The organism is Sporomusa intestinalis, assembly GCF_055383785.1.
In genome coordinates this window covers 5,183,964-5,199,469 of the sequence record NZ_AP042390.1, presented here as the reverse complement: position 1 = coordinate 5,199,469, position 15,506 = coordinate 5,183,964, and the positions used below count along the sequence as shown (strand labels likewise).

The 15,506-nt window shown below is 53.3% G+C and carries 13 protein-coding genes; 3 read left to right on the top strand and 10 right to left on the bottom strand.

The annotated features are described in order from the left end of the window. The first annotated feature begins 107 nt into the window (after positions 1-107). Entirely contained in the window at positions 108-1,397 is a 1,290-nt protein-coding gene (locus tag ACZ481_RS24170; RefSeq protein ID WP_464767896.1) for a PHB depolymerase family esterase, read from the top strand. Between the two features lie 153 nt (positions 1,398-1,550). Here the strand turns inward: ACZ481_RS24170 and ACZ481_RS24165 are convergent, their stop codons facing one another. Then, positions 1,551-2,000: a MarR family winged helix-turn-helix transcriptional regulator gene (locus ACZ481_RS24165; RefSeq protein ID WP_464767895.1), complete on the bottom strand. Its 450-nt coding sequence runs from the start codon at positions 1,998-2,000 to the stop codon at positions 1,551-1,553. Positions 2,001-2,205: 205 nt separating this feature from the next. Between ACZ481_RS24165 and ACZ481_RS24160 the strand changes: the two genes are divergently transcribed. Continuing rightward, positions 2,206-3,246, top strand: coding sequence for an amidohydrolase family protein (locus ACZ481_RS24160; RefSeq protein ID WP_464767894.1), 1,041 nt, complete (start codon positions 2,206-2,208; stop codon positions 3,244-3,246). Between the two features lie 256 nt (positions 3,247-3,502). On the opposite strand, the gene ACZ481_RS24155 is transcribed toward ACZ481_RS24160, so the two are convergent. The 8 genes from ACZ481_RS24155 to ACZ481_RS24120 all read right to left on the bottom strand — a co-directional run bounded on the left by ACZ481_RS24155 (position 3,503) and on the right by ACZ481_RS24120 (position 13,133). Next, positions 3,503-4,732 carry a nitrogenase component 1 gene (locus tag ACZ481_RS24155; protein ID WP_464767893.1) on the bottom strand — a complete coding sequence of 410 codons (1,230 nt, stop codon included), beginning with the start codon at positions 4,730-4,732 and terminating at the stop codon, positions 3,503-3,505. Beyond that, positions 4,713-5,975 (bottom strand): nitrogenase component 1, encoded by a 1,263-nt coding sequence (locus ACZ481_RS24150; RefSeq protein ID WP_464767892.1) that lies wholly within the window; start codon positions 5,973-5,975, stop codon positions 4,713-4,715. The genes ACZ481_RS24155 and ACZ481_RS24150 overlap by 20 nt, the downstream gene beginning before the upstream one ends. Before the next feature lie 32 nt (positions 5,976-6,007). Then, entirely contained in the window at positions 6,008-6,763 is a 756-nt protein-coding gene (locus ACZ481_RS24145) for a nucleotide-binding protein (protein WP_464767891.1), read from the bottom strand. After that, positions 6,760-7,518, bottom strand: a complete 759-nt coding sequence (locus tag ACZ481_RS24140) for an ABC transporter ATP-binding protein (protein WP_464767890.1) — start codon at positions 7,516-7,518, stop codon at positions 6,760-6,762. Before ACZ481_RS24140 ends, ACZ481_RS24145 begins: the two co-directional genes overlap by 4 nt. A gap of 71 nt (positions 7,519-7,589) precedes the next feature. Then, a complete protein-coding gene (locus ACZ481_RS24135; protein WP_464767889.1) occupies positions 7,590-8,630 on the bottom strand; it encodes a FecCD family ABC transporter permease in 1,041 nt (346 codons plus the stop codon). Beyond that, entirely contained in the window at positions 8,627-9,670 is a 1,044-nt protein-coding gene (locus ACZ481_RS24130) for a FecCD family ABC transporter permease (protein ID WP_464767888.1), read from the bottom strand. The genes ACZ481_RS24135 and ACZ481_RS24130 overlap by 4 nt, the downstream gene beginning before the upstream one ends. Positions 9,671-9,887: 217 nt before the next feature. Then, a complete protein-coding gene (locus ACZ481_RS24125) occupies positions 9,888-10,859 on the bottom strand; it encodes an ABC transporter substrate-binding protein (protein ID WP_464767887.1) in 972 nt (323 codons plus the stop codon). Between the two features lie 18 nt (positions 10,860-10,877). Beyond that, the gene (locus tag ACZ481_RS24120; protein ID WP_464767886.1) at positions 10,878-13,133 is read right to left on the bottom strand and encodes a TonB-dependent receptor; all 2,256 of its coding nucleotides are present in this window, start codon (positions 13,131-13,133) and stop codon (positions 10,878-10,880) included. A 464-nt stretch (positions 13,134-13,597) separates the two neighbouring features. Between ACZ481_RS24120 and ACZ481_RS24115 the strand changes: the two genes are divergently transcribed. Beyond that, positions 13,598-14,419, top strand: a complete 822-nt coding sequence (locus tag ACZ481_RS24115) for a helix-turn-helix domain-containing protein (protein WP_464767885.1) — start codon at positions 13,598-13,600, stop codon at positions 14,417-14,419. Between the two features lie 180 nt (positions 14,420-14,599). On the opposite strand, the gene ACZ481_RS24110 is transcribed toward ACZ481_RS24115, so the two are convergent. Further along, positions 14,600-15,493: a LysR family transcriptional regulator gene (locus ACZ481_RS24110; RefSeq protein ID WP_464767884.1), complete on the bottom strand. Its 894-nt coding sequence runs from the start codon at positions 15,491-15,493 to the stop codon at positions 14,600-14,602. Positions 15,494-15,506 lie beyond the last annotated feature (13 nt).

Below are 15,506 nucleotides of genomic sequence, written 5' to 3'. Positions count from 1 at the left end.
CACCGTATGTACCCGGTGATTTTTAGTATTTTATGTAACAATTAGTGTTAAAATAATGTCAGAAAGCAGTCTATTTCCTGGCGGAATAGTAAAGGGGAAAAATACAAATGAAAAGAACATTGTCAACGCTGGCGGTATTCATAATGCTTACCATGATACTGAATGCCTGTGCATTTGCGCCGAAAAAGCAAGCGACGCCGGATGGTTTACATATTAAATCGGTAACGGCCATCACCGAAGTGTTTGGGGACGGGCAAAAGTTAATTGCCGCAGCCATCGAATATGATAAAGAGCTTGACAATGCAAAGCTGACAGCAGACTCTTTCTCGGTCGCGGGCAGGAGGATAACAAAGATATATGCCAATGAGTCGGCAGCAAAGGCGCTGCAAGGCAAAAACGGCCGGTATGTCATCCTCGAGTTTGCCGAAGAAGATAAAAATGCGCCGATATTTGTTCAACGAGACCGGACAAGGACAAGAAAGGAGGTCAGGATTTCTGTCCAACAGACTGGCAATCTCATAACTGCAGCGGGCGAAAGTTATGCGCCTCATCCCGATGTGCTGGAAAATAATAAAGTAATCAACCTGGTCGTGGACGATTTTAAACAGCTTGAATATGAAGATCCTAAAACCGGGAAAACCTTGAAGTATAATTTATTTATACCGAAAAATTACGATGAAAATAAATCCTATCCGCTGGTAACATTTATTCATGACGCGGGGTCAACCAGCGACGTAACAGACACAACACTGGTCCAAGGCCTGGGCGGCGTAATCTGGGCAACCCCTTCGGAACAGGCAAAACGGGAGTGCTTTGTACTTGCCCCCCAGTATTCTGACCAAATTGTCAATGATAAGTTTGAAGCAACAGCCTATCTGGATATTACCGTAGATTTAATAAACTCGATAGTCAGTCAGTATAAACTTAATAAAAACAGATTATATGTTACCGGCCAATCAGGGGGCTGTATGATGGCCATCGCCATGATGATAAAATACCCCGACTTGTTTGCCGCGCCACTGCTCGTAGCCGGTCAATGGGACCCGCAGGCCATGACTGTCCTGGCTAAAAAAAATATGTGGATTGTCGTTGCTGAAGGGGATCAAAAAGCTTATCCCGGTATGAATGCCAGTATAGCGAAAATGGAGGCGGCAGGAGCGAAGGTCAGCAAAGCCATATGGAGCGGCCAGGCCAATGCCGCGGAATTTGCAGCTGAGGTAAGCAAGATGACCGGGGAAGGCAATAATATCAAATATACGGTGCTGAAAAAAGGAACGGTAGTTCCAGCAGGCCAGGCAGACGATGCCGGCAGCAATCATATAAATACATGGAGAATAGCCTATACTGTCGAAGGCCTGAGAGATTGGCTGTTCACACAGGCAAAAGCGTCCCAGTAATACAAAAATGCGCTGCATTTTTTCTCGCCTGCACCTTTTAACTCAGAAAGAAATCGTAGCACGTACGGCTAAACATACAGAGAACTCCTGTCAGGCCCGAGGGCTTTGACAGGAGTTCTACCATTTTCAACAAAAGTTAGGCAGCACCTGTTTCTAGTCAGGGTCTTGTTCAAATCGATGGGCATGGTGCAGAATATTATCGCCAACTTTTTCAATTAATGTAAACAGGGTTTTCCTTTCCCCGCTATCAAACTGATCCAGCATGATGGTATTCCAAGAGTCTAAAAGCCCAAACAATATGTCTTTAATAGCCGCTGCCTTGTCGGTAGTATACAGCTTGTAAGCCCGTTTATCATTCCTGCTTATCTTGCGGATAACATACTTTTCCTCTACCAGTTTGGCAACAGCCCTCGCTGTGGTTGCCTTATCTATCTTTACTATATCTGCCAGCTGTTCTTGGCTGATGCCGTTATTCTCAAACAAGTTAACAAGGAAAATATACTGGCCGCTGCCCAGATGGTATTTTTTTAACTGGGCATTAAAAAATATTTGACTGTATCTATAAATCAATGAAATATGTTTGCCAAATCTGTCTTTTTGCAAAATATCTTCCTCCATCACTGAAGCCCGCTTTATGGTTGGCCCCAAAGGTTACCGCTGCAACTAATTTACATTATATTAATAATCGCTTTGCTGGTAAAGCCAATTTTAATCTAAAAATAGTTGCATTAACAACTAAAATGCGGTAGTATATAGTTGCATATGCAACTATGTGCCTGGGGTTATTAATTAACGGAGGTGTTGCTTAGTGATTATTGATTGTAATATGCATTATCTGCCTGAAGACCTTTTTACAAATGAAAAAATACTCAATGGCTTTCTGGAGTGCGTCCCGCGGACTTTCGGCGAAAATGCCTACCTGGGGGTAGTACCTGGTACAAGCAAACGGCAAATTGTCCTCGAAAAACCCAAAGGCTGCGAAAACCTGAATTATGCTGAAGGCCAATACACTTTGGACGTGAAATTGCAGGATATGGCTGACGGCGGGATCGATAAGGCCCTGCTGCGAATACCGGTTTGGCAGGAATGGCTTCCGATCGAGATGTGCAGAAGCATTAATGACGGACTGGCGGACATGACTAAACGCAGCAACGGCAAATTTTTGGCTAATGCTGTTCTGCCGCCCTGGGCCAGCAAAGAATGCATCTATGAATTGGAAAGATGCATAAAGGAACTTGGCATGGTTGGCGTGCAGCTTGCCTGCCATTATGGAAAACTATACTTAGATGATGAAATATTTAAGCCTTATTTTAAAATTCTAAATCAATTAAAATTACCGGTTGTCGTCCATCACACGCCCCTGCCGGTGGATTATGAATCCATTACCAGCTATACCAATCTGCGCCGGTTCTATGGGCGTTGTATCGATCAGGGGACAGCGGTAGGCCGGGAGCTGTTTAGCGGCCTGTTCGAGGAATTCCCTGATCTTAAGCTGATTCACACGATGCTGGGCGGAGCATTTTATGCCTTTGCCAACATCCTTTTGCCCAGCGTATCCACAACCGGTGAAGTAATGGAACGTTTTAAAACCGATGCCGATAAGCTTAGCGGGTATCTGCAAAATAATCTGTATTTTGATATGTCCCATGCCGCGCCCTGGGGTAAGGAACAGCTGGAGTGCGCAATCAAGGTGCTGGGGGCCGACCATGTACTGTTTGGTTCTTCCTATCCGGTCAGAAGAGAGTGGCTGATCAAGGGGGCAGACGTAATTCGGTCTTTACGCATTAGCGGCCAGGAAAAAGCTTTGGTTCTTGGTGGAAATGCCCAACGGCTGTTCAATATTAAATAGACTTATCTTCATTTTATGACCTGTTAGCCAGGAGGCCTGCCGTAATAAGCCTCCTGGCTGTATTGTCATATTGCACTATGTATCCGCTTCTTTAACATCCGCATTTTTGTTAAAAAGACATAACCAGGGCGGCAAGTTGCCTGGAAGGAAATAAAAAAGATGGTCTTACTCCTTGTTACCGGGTAAAACCATCTCTTTTATTTTTCACAAGTCCATTGGTGGTATTGGCTGCGAAAGCTCCGCCACACCCCTGCCATCAATCCTCAATATTCGCGTTGATCCACAGATTTGCCAGCTGCACAGCGCCGCGGAAGCCCAGCAAGGGCGGTTCATAAGGGGGCAGGCGCCATTTTATGTCCGGGTTGGAAATTTGCAGTTCCGTATTGCGGCCTGCCCAGGCCAGCGCTTCGCCGCTGGCCATAAGTATACCCTGCTTGTGTTCCTGGACGACCTGCGCCCACTCGTTTTCCGCCAAATAGGGGATATCCCCGCTGGCCATCTCGGGGCAGTCGCACCAGCAGGTTCCTTGGGCAAAGGCAAGCTCGCCGCAGCCAAAAGCAAGAATGCCTTTGACCACATCGGCGTGCCCGCCTAAAGACAAGGCGGTTTCAGCCGGGTGTGCTCTAACCATGTGCGCGAAGGACGGCATAACGGCTGCAAGCTGCTGCCGGCAGATCGCGTGCTCGGCCCTGAGGAAAGCGGCATTGGCCGTCAGGCCGGCCAGTTGCGCGATTTCCTCCAGCCACCGCCTGGTTCCGTCAAGGCCGTAGGGGCGCCCTACAAGATAAGGGGTCCCGAAGCGCTGCTGCAAATGTCTGGCCGCAGGTTCGCCCTCGCGCCGGATGACAAGGTTAATATGGGCGCCGCCCATCTGCTCAATGTCGGCAACAGACGCAGCCGAGGTCAGCACGCACAGCGGCTTGAGGCCGAATGTGCCCTCCAGTATCCGGACCAGCTCGAGCGCGTCGGCCTGAAAGTGGAACAGATCAGCACAGGAGCCAATGATATTAAACGTCGGCTGTGGTGTCGGCTGCACTTCCACCGGCAGCGTTTGGGCCAGCAGCAGCAGCGCTTCCTGTACGCCGCGGTGCTGGGTGACATTAAATCCGCCGTAGCCGAAGGGCAGCAGGCGGACGTCAGGGTATTCGGGCTGCAATTCCTCACAGAGAGCGGGAAGATCTGTTCCGATTACCTCGGGAATCGACGAGGGCAAAAGGAAAATTACCCGCGGCTGATCGCGTTTTATCACATGGTCGAGGGTATGGTTAAGCCGCTCGGTACTGCCGAGGGCGATATCCGTTTCGTCGATGTGCGTGGAGTAGAGCCGGCAGGCGTCATGGACGCCGGCGCGCTTGAGCGATACGCCGCTGTAAAGCATATGGCCCATACAGCCAAATTCCACCAGGGCGGCGTCACGAATGGTGGCAAGTGTCCACAGAATACCCATGCGGCCCGAAGGCAGCGGCTTAAAACGATGCAGACCCATAGGCGGTCCCTCCTTTGCCGGCGGCGTCCCTTTCATTCATTACGCCTAAGATTCTTTTTAACAGGTGGCTGGTCCGGCCATAGCCCACTTGCCCGTAAAAATCAAGCAGCTCCGGTACGCAGGGAATGGACTGGTTGGCAGCAGGCAGGTAACCAAAGCATAAATCCGGCGCCAGCTTTTTCAAAACCGGCACATCGGCTTGGTCATTCACCATCCGACAGACCCAGGGATTATGGCCCAGGGCGTTAAGCTCCCGGGCATAGTCCCCGTCCTCCGGATAATATTCCTCCAAATGCAACAGCAGCGGTTCCATGCCAAGCCCGGTAAGATAGACGGCCAGCGGCAGGGGAATGTCAATGCGGGGACAGAATACATACCGGAGGCCTTTGAGCCTCGCCGCCGCCTGGTTTTGCCAGGCCAGGGCCTCCTGCCGTTCCTGGGCAAAGGCATCGCCCCAGGCCAGGCCGAAATGTTCCGCCAGGGCCGCATAAGCCTTGTCGATGCTTGCCACAGCATATAGAGTATGCAGGGCGATATAGGGCACGCCGAATTCGCGCTCCATTCTGGCGGCCAGCGGCTGCATGAAGGGAGAAACCACCAAGTTCAGGGCCGCGTCCGGTGCGTTTTGGAAATCCTCCAGGGCCGCGCCCGGCGCCAGATAGCGCAGCTTTAGGCCTTGTCCGGCAAGCGCCGGCAGCAGGGACGGCAAAGGGATATGTTCTTCCCCCGGGGCGCGGCCTAGCACGTTGACACGGCTGGCGTCCGGTGTTTTTGCCGCCATCAGTGTGCCCAGCGCCGCCATTGTTTTCCACGAACCGGGCGGATAGCTGATGTTTTTGAACTGGCCCAGCAGCACGAAGGTGACGGGCGCGGACAATTCCGGCTGCACTTCCCTGACAATTGCCTGAATGTCCTCTCCAATCAGCTCCGGCACGCAGGTGACAATCAGCAGAATGGCCTTGGCCCCGGCTTTGTCCATTGTCCGGAGGGCGGCAATCAGCCCGTTTCGGCAGCCGAACACCACCTCCTGCGCCTCCAGCACATACAGCCAGTGCAACTCGCCCTGCGGTCCCTCCGGCCGGGGGTTGAACAGCCGCGAGTGGGTGGTGCATTCCGGCATTCCCACCAGTAAAGAAGACAAGCCCCTGATATTTTTCACATTTACCGACGCGATGCGCATCGGGCAGTGGTTGCCGGGGGAAACAGCGGGCGTCAGGAATTTTATGCCTGTATTGGACTTCACTGCCGACAGGCGCTTCAAGTGTTTCAGCCCGTTTATCGCGCTTCGCCTCCTTCCAGCAGCAGCTTGGCAAGCGACTGATAATGGGCCGCCATCGGGCAGGCCGGGAAAGCCTCCACCACCGTTTTGCCCTGCGCCTCGGCCTGCTGCACAAACGGATCGCGGGGCAGCCGGTAAATGACCGGCGTTTGGATCTCCGCCGCCGCCTTGTCCACCAGCTCCTGTTCGCCCGCAAAGTTTTTGGCGTTGAGGATCAGCCCCCGCAGCGAGGCGTAGCCGCGCTTGCCAAAGCTCTTGACGGCGTGGGCAATATTGGCTGCGGCGTAAAGGGCCATCATCTCGCCGGAGGTGACAATGCACACCTCGTCGGCATAGCCGCCCCGGATGGGCATGGCAAAGCCGCCGCAGACCACGTCGCCCAGCACGTCGTACAGCACCACGTCCGGTTTGTACACTTCGTAGGCATCCAGCTCCTCCAGCTTTTCAAAAGCCGTGATGATGCCGCGGCCGGCACAGCCCACGCCGGGAACCGGCCCGCCCGACTCGACACACAGCACGCCGGTGCTGCTTTTGACCACAAGGTCGTCCAGCGCTGCGTCGCCGTTTCGCCGCAGGGTATCGAGCACGGTGGGAATGTTTTCCCCGCCGGTCAGGGTGCGGGTGGAGTCGGCCTTAGGGTCGCAGCCGACTTGCAGCACGGTCAGCCCCAGCGCCGCCATGGCTGCCGCCACATTGGATACGGTGGTTGATTTGCCGATACCGCCCTTGCCGTAAATTGCAATCTTTTTCATCTGGCACCTTCTTTCAAGTAGGGATCTTTAATCAGGTCGTAAGCAATGCAGGTGGGCCGACCGGTGCGGGGTTCCGTAATGATCCGGGCGTCGATGCGGAACGTATCCCGCAATACCTCTGCGGTCATTACTTCCTCCGGCGAACCGTGGCGGACAATGCTCCCGCAGCGGATGGCCACCATGTAGTCGGCAAAGCGGGCGGCAAGGTTTAGGTCATGGAGCACCATCACAATGGTGCAGCCCTGTTCCCGGTTCAGACGGTAGAGCAGCTCCAGCACTTCTAACTGGTAGGACAAATCGAGATAGGTAGTCGGCTCATCCAGCAGAATCAAATCGGTTTGCTGCGCAAGGGCCATGGCGATCCAGACCCGCTGGCGCTGTCCGCCGGAAAGGGTGTCCACCGCCGTGGTTTCCAGCTCTGCAAGCCTTGTGGCCGCCAGCGCCCAGGCGATGATTTTTTTGTCCTCAAGGGTTAGTTTGCCTAAGCCCCGCTGGTAGGGAAAGCGGCCGTAGGCCACCAGCTCGCCCACCGTCAAACCGGCCGGGGCCTGGGGCGACTGCGGCAGAATGGCCATTTTTTTGGCTACTTCCCTGGTCGTTAAGTGACGGATATCGTTCCCATTCAGATATACCACGCCGTTTTTCGGTTTCAGAATGCGCCCCACGGCCTTTAACACCGTGGACTTGCCGCAGCCGTTTGGACCGATGATGGTTGTAATTTTCCCCTGTGGGACCTGCATATTCAAACCAGCCACTATCAGGTTATCCTCGTAAGCGACGGACAAATTCTCTGTTGCAATGCTGTTCAGCTTGGATCATCCTTTCGTTAGCGGCTTTTCATCAACAGATAGAGGAAGTACGGTGCGCCGATAATGGCCACCATGATGCCGGTGGGAATTTCCGACGGCTGCAGGATAATCCGGGCTGCGGTATCTGCCGCCGCAACCAGTACCGCTCCTGTCAGCGCACAGGTGGGCAGCAAAATCCCATGCCTCGGGCCTACCAGCCGGCGCGCCAGATGGGGGGCGATCAGCCCCACAAAGCTGATGCTGCCGCTGACTGCCACGCAGGCGGCGGCCAGCGCGACCGCCGCGGCAAGCAGCCTGCGCCGTTCCCGCTCCACTGCCGCGCCCAGACTATGGGCCACATCGTCTCCCAAATTCAGCACATCCAGCACGCGGGACTTGAACAACACATAGGGAATGAGGAGCAGCAGCCAAGGCAGCAGGGCTAGCACGAATTTCCAGTTGCTTGCCCAGATACTGCCTGCCTGCCAGGTTGCGACAAAGTCAAACTGTGTGTCAGCCAGTTTGACTACCAGCACGGTGGTCAGGGAGGAAATACCGGCCTGTACTGCCACCCCGGTTAAAATCAGGCGCAGGGGCGCTACGCCTTCTTCTTTCCTGAAGGCCAGCACATAGATGATCACCGCCGTTGCGCCGGCGCCAAACAATGCCAGAAACGGCAGCGTGAATACCGACAGCAAGGATTGGGTCCCGAAGAACAGCACATACAGGATGACCATCAGGCCTGCGCCGGCGTTAATGCCAAGCAGGCCCGGGTCGGCCAGCGCGTTTTTGGCGACGCCCTGGATGATGCAGCCGGACAGTGCCAGTCCTGCCCCCACCAGGATGGAAATAACAATCCGGGGCAGCCGGAAATCGAACAAAATCAGGTTTTCCCTGGCCGTGCCGCCGCCGAACAGCGTGCGCAGCGTATCCAGCGGCGCCAGTTTTGTGTAACCGGTGTTCATGCTGATGAGGAAAGAAAGTATGAGCAGTACCGAGCAGCCGGCAATCACGGCCCTGTGGCGCACAGCAATTCTTCTTTTATAGGTTTGGTTTGCTTGCGGCTGGTTTGTCATCATAGTCCCATCCTTTGCTTGCGGGCAAGATATAAAAAGAAAGGAACGCCGATTAGCCCGATCAGTGCGCCGATAGGGGTTTCAAAAGGCGGGTTGAGCGTCCGGGCGCCCAAATCGGCCAGTACCAGAAGCAGTGCGCCCAACACCGCCGAGGCCGGGATAACCCAGCAGTAATCGACACCCACAAAATACCGCGCCAGATGAGGGATGATCAGGCCCACAAAGCCAACGGCACCCACGACGGAAACGGAGGCGCCCGCCAGTATCAGTACGGCCAGCAAGCACAGCACCTGATTCACCATCGTATTCAGTCCCAGGCCCTTGGCTACATCCTGGCCCAGGCTCAGCAGGGAGACGGAGCGGGCCAGGGCGAGGGCTCCCAACAGCGCGCCGAGTATCCAGGGCGCCATAATTTTGATTTGCTCCCAGTTGGAGCCGGCCACGCCGCCGGCCGTCCAGAACATCATGTTCTGGGCGACATTGAAATACAGGGCGATGCCCTGGCTGAGCGCCGCCAGCAGCGCGCTGACCGCGGCTCCCGCCAATACCAGCCGCATTGGGGTAGCGCCGCCGCGGCGCAGGGCAGCGATGCCGCCCACCAGCGCTGCGCCCAGAGCCGCGCCCAAAAAGGAAAACAGGATAATTTGCATATAGCCCAGGTGGGGAAAGAAGGCAAAGCAAATGGCCAGGGCAAAACCGGCGCCGGCGTTCAGGCCCATTAATCCTGAATCAGCGAGGGGATTGCGGGTTGTGCCCTGCATGATGGCGCCTGCTACGGCCAGCGCCGCGCCAGCCAGGGCGCTGGCAATAACGCGGGGCAGGCGGAGATCAACAATAATCAAATGCCGGGTATTTTTTGCGTCAAAATGAAACAGGGCCTCCCATACCGCAGACAGCGGAATTTCCGCCGCCCCTGCCGTGATGGAAAACGCCATGAGCAGGGCCAGCAGCCCCGGTCCTGTTACGAGGATGAGCCACGCTGTCCACGGGCGGCCTTTTGTACTGATTTGAGCCGTCGGGGCCGGTTTGGATGTCTGTTTCATGCCGATGATCCCTTCCGCTTAGCCCCGGCTTGTGTCGGGAGTAGTTCCGGCATGTCCACGGCATCGCGCAAAAATCCGGAAAAACTGGCCCTTGCGGGAGCTGTAAAACCGTGTCGTCTAATCATAGCCGGATTTTGCCTCTTTTCGTCAATGATAAAGCGTTTTTAACGAGAAAAAACAGGCACAGGCTATGAAACAGTCTGTGTCCGTTTTTTCATTATTCCTCTGAAAATATCTGTACCAGTTTGTCAGCCGCGGCCCGCATGGCAAGAGGTCCAAAGGTATTGAGGGAATCGTCAAAATAGATAACCTGTCCATTTTTTACCGCCGTCAAGGACAGCCAGACGGAGGAGGCGGCCTGCGCTTGCACAAATGTCTGCGCAGCTTGCGTGGAATCCTGAAAAACAATATAATCGGGATTCATCTCAGCGACAGCCTCCAGGGATAAGGTTTGATAATCATCCGGATAGCCCCGGGGCCTGGCAATTCCGAAAGTTTCGTAATACTCCTTGTTGCCGCGGGAGATAAATGATTTCCCATCGGTGCGGAACAGGGCAATCGTTTTGTTGTGGTGTTTACTCAACTTATCTCTGGCGGCGGCAATGATTGTCTCCGTTTCGGCAATGAAACCCCGGGCAAAGGCTTCTTTCCCGACAATTTCAGCGCAGGCCAGGGTCTGGTCCTGCCAGGAAGCGTTAAAATCAACTTGAATGACAGGCGCAATCTGCGCCAGCTGGTCGTAAATTTCGGCTAAATGCCCCTGACCTTTAAAAGTAACAATGACATCCGGATTTGCTGCTAAAATTGCCTCCAGGTTCAACTCGCGGGCACTGCCTAAGTCCATGATGGCGGCTGTGCCTGCATAGGGTTTAAGGGTCTCCCATTCCGCCAACGCCTTCATGGCATTGCCCCTCGAAGCACCCATAGACGCAATTGGCGGTGTTCCCAGGGCAAAGAAGTATTCCAGATACAAGGAATGAAGAATTGCTATTCTTTGCGGCGGCGCTTGTAAAATCACTTTATTTCCGGCTACGTCTGTAATCGTCCGCGGCCACGCGGCTTGCATCGCCGGCTCAGCGCGTTGTGCCGCCGGCTTGCCTGGCGCCGTTGCCGCTGGAGTGCCGGCGCAGCCGGTTAGCAGGCCTGTCAACAGCGCGAGTGAGACGATCAGCCCCATTAATCTTTTCATGCTGTTCCTCCGGTGTTGTTAAAGTTGCATGGTTGCCGACAGCTTAACGGTGCGGGGGCCGCCCAGGGTGGCAAAATGCTCCATACTGAAAGCGCCTGCCCAGTATTCTTTATCGAACACGTTTTCCACACTGAGCCGGTAGGTGACAGGGACAGTGTTAATCATCGTTTTGTAGCGGGCACCGACGTCATAACGCACCCAACTCGGCAGTTTGATGGTATTGGTATTGTTAATATACTGGGCGTCGGTGTACACGGCCCGCAGCGACAGCGTCAGATCCTTATTCCACGGCGTATCCCACTCCAGACCGGCATTTAGCGTCCATTTGGGGACGCCGAACGGGGTATTGCCATCGTTTGTACCATTATCCGTCTTTTTCAATTTGCCGTGAGTATAAGTCATGCCGCCCAGGAAACGCAGATTTTCCGCCAGTTCGCCGAAAGAGCTCCATTCAACACCCCGGCTTTCTTGCAGGCCGCCATAATCTCTAGTGTATTTTCCCGTACCATCCGGAGTATTGGTGAGATTGGGGCGGTTGATTTGAAACAGGGACAGCGTATTGGCAAATCTGCCTCCGTCCCATTTGAGGCCGATTTCTTTTTGCCTACTCACGTAGGGCGCCAACAGCTGGTTGGAATTTGTATAATAATAATCCCAATTTGGGACCCGGTCGCCGGGGGTAAGCGCCTCGATGTAATTGCCGTAAAGGGAAACCGCATTGCCCCAGGGCTTGACCACAAAGCCGACCAGCGGCAATGTTTTATCCTCATCATATTTGGCATTGCCGGCGCTTTGGCTATAACTTACCGTTTTTACACTTTGCCGGCGCAGGCCTAAAGTGAGTTGTACCTTGTCATCGTTAAAGGAAAGCGTGTCGGACAACAGAAAACTGGCTAGCTCCGTGGTATCCGTCTTGCTGCCCTTGCTCGGCCATTCCAGTTTGTTGAAATAGTGGGCAAGAGAGTGGGAGCCATCATAGATATTGATGGGAAACTCAGTCAGCGGCTGGCCTGAAATCGCGGACTTGGTCGCAGCCGAATAGTCATAGTCTAAAAAAGTAGAACCTAACACCAGTTGATGTTTGACCTCACCGGTCCGGTAAGTTCCCCGCAGCCCGAGTTCGGCTGAAGTGGCATCGGTCCAGAAGTATTGTTTGTACACGTTGCGGGGATAGGCGCTTCCATCGGCCTGCACAGCCCAAATATGATTGCCATTGACTAAGCCGGTGGCCCGGGCGGCGGTTTTGCCGAAGCCGGCGTAAGCAGTCAGATTGTCTTGTAAGTCGTATTCGCCTTTAAACAAAATCCCGTTATTCCGGACTGCGCCCGTCGTCCCTTTAAACAGATTGGTCGAACCATGGGGCGCCTTTACCTTGGTTGCCAATCGATACATGGAAACGAGGCCGTTGTCATAATAATCCTGGTTACCATAGGCATCCAGCGACAGCCGCCAGCGTTCGTGGCGGTAATCCACGCCCAGCGCGCCCAGCAGCCGCTCACGGGACTGGCCGTCGGTCTCGGTGTCGCCATCGGCGTATACCCCGTTGAAACGAATTCCCCACTCCTTATTTTTCCCGAAACGACGGCTCATGTCAAGATGGCCGCCAAAATGAGATTCTGAGATATAGCTGGTGGTAAAATTCGTGATGTCCTCCTCGCCGGCGCGTTTGGGTACCAGGTTGATGGCGCCGCCCACCGAGGCGTTCACACCGCCGTAAAGCAGAGAGCCGGGGCCTTTGAGGACATCCACCCGTTCCAAAAATTCAACGGGAACGCGGTAGTACGGCGCCAAGCCCGGCATGCCGTTAAAATAAAGATCTTCCATATCGACTTCCATGCCGCGGATCCTGTAGTATTCGGCAACCTGTCCCGTGGGACTGGCGAAGCGGACTGACGGATCATTGATAAGAACGTCGAAAATCGTGTTGGCCTGCTGGTCTGCGATGGTCCGGGCGGTGTAGCTGGTGACGCTAAAGGGCGTGTTCATAAAATCCCTGTTGCCGAGTACCCCGAGATTGGCGCCGCGGGCTACCTGCCCGCCGGCGTAGGCCGGTGAAAGTGTTTGCCGGCTGGCAGTTACTTCAATCCCCGCCAGCGTAAATTCACGCTGCTTGGCAGTTGGCTTGGCGGCCGCTTGGGTATCGGTCTGGCCGGCGGCGGGGACGATTTCCGGCGTATCTTCGGCATAGATAATTGCCGGCGTGTGCCAGAACAGGCTGCTGCCGACCAGGGCGTACAAGAAGCGTTTTCTGGCTGGGGACAATTTTTTTTTCATACTGTCAACTCCTTTGCGGATGGAAATACATTGTCTGCATAGCTGCTTTGCGCTAGAGGCCGTCAGGTCAGTTCGCTGCCAAACCGTTATGCACAAAAGAATCAGGGGCTACTTTTATTAATGCCTGTGTAACTGTGAAAGTGAGTATCAATATCAAATAAGCTAGTACTTATAGAATAGCAAATTAAAAAGGTAGCGTGAATGGAGAGATTCCCAGTAAAAGGCCTAAATAAACAGCGAAAATCCAGGTAAAAAGTTTGAGTAAATGGAGATATTGCCAAAACAGCCTCATTCCAGTGGCCAAAGGGTTTGACATCCACTACTAAAATTACTATAGTTATAATAAATGATATTAATTATCATTTATTATCAGGCCATTATTTATAATACATTCTGTAGGTGTTACCGCCTACCAATAGATGTGTATAGCCAAGAGGACCACAGGTGAGCGGGGAGGGACAAAAATGCACGTGGATATTAATCAACTGGCGGGAAATTTTACCCGCATTCGATTCCAAATCGTTGATGTGGTCAAAGCGGTGGTGCCGCCGGGGGGGAGATGCTTTGGCGTATTTACGCCGCCGGTCTCGGGTTTGATTTTTCCCCTCAGGGGGCGGGCGAAAATGTTTTTTGACGGTGTGCCCTATGCGATGGAGCCGGGGAAAATTTTTCACGGCGGTCCCAATATATCAATGGACAAAGAAGTCGTGGGGAGCGCTGAATGGAATTATATGGTCATCCATTATCAGGTGGACAACAGTGCCAAAAACGAGTTTCCCCAGGCATTTTCCCATTATCAGATTGATACAGGCTACAGTCCGCGCATTCATGATTTGCTGCAGCGCCTGTATGAGGTCTGCATAACGCCGGGCAATCTGTCGGCGTTGCAGGCCCAGTCGCTGTTCCTGAGTATTCTGGATGAAAGCCTGACCTGCGCCGGCAGCCGCCACAACGAACCGGGACGGGAATTGGTGGAGCAGGCCGTAGAATATATTAAGCATCATTACATGGAACCGCTCACTGTGGCTAAATTGGCCAGAAAGTATGGCTTAAACAGCAAACAGTTCGCCTACCTGTTTCAGAAGCATACCGGTATGGCGCCGCTTGAATATTTGATTGAGCACCGGGTGCGGCGCGCCCGGGAGCTGTTGTATACCACCGCCTGCTCCATCACGGATATTTCCGCTTGCGTAGGTTACTCGGACCCCTATTATTTCAGCAAGTTATTCAAAAAGCGTACAGGCTTTTGTCCCAGTACGCTGCGACCGGCCAGCTGCCGCCCTTAAGCTTCCGGCTCCTTAACCAGGCCTGACTGCAGGGCAAAGGCAATGGGGGAGAACGAAAAGTAAAAAGCCGTATGGAAACATTTGTTTCCATACGGCTTTGTTAACTTTCCCTGGATAAGGGCAACATCGGCTTCCGCTTGCGCTAAGGCTCGGCGCAAGCCGTGTTTTCTTTACCGGTTTTCATAGCTGCTGGTTTATTCGCCGGCTTTGCTGAATAACATAGTCGCGAAAATGAATTGCCGCTTGGGAAAAGTAGCGCTTTTCCTTCCAGGCAAGATAAAGAAAGCTTTTGTAATCAAAATCCTCAACTTTTATTAAAACAAACGGCAAATGTGCTTTTTTCCTGTTCGGCGACGGGAAAAAGGCTACGCCAAACCCGGCAGCTACTAAATTAATCACTCCCTGCGAGGTATCACAGGTACAGACGACATTCGGGTTAAACCCTCTTTTCCGGCACAGGGCGTGGCAGGTTTCCTGGATACTATGATCGGCTTTCAGGGTAATAAAAGATTCTTCGGCTAATTCCTGCAGCGACACAGTACAACGGTCAGCCAAACGGTGAACCGGTGGTACAGCCAGAAAAATGTCTTTTTCCATCAAGGGGACACAGGCTATGCCTGGCTGTTCCATGTTCTTAATAATATAAGTAAAGTCAACCTCGCCGCTTTCCAGTAATCTCAATTTGGCATTCTCATCTGTTGTCTGCGTAAGATGAAAATTTACGTTGGGATAAAGCCGGGCAAAGGCAGCTAAATGATCGCAAAATTTTTTGCCCATAAAGGTGGACGCAACAGACACATAGCCAAATTCGCTGCCGGACAGATCGGCAATCTCCTGGCGTCCGGCCTCCAGTTCATTCAGTGCCTGGTTTACTCTCTTTAACAAAACTTTTCCGTATTTATTCAACACAATATTGCGTCCGGTGCGGTTGAATAAAGGAACGCCCACATCATCTTCCAGCCGGGCGATTGTCACACTCAGAGCGGGCTGGGCAATTTGTAGTGCCTGGGCCGCCTTGGTCATGTGTTCCAGCTTGGCCACTGTCTGAAAATATTTCAACTGCAATAAATCCATGCGCTTCTCCTTT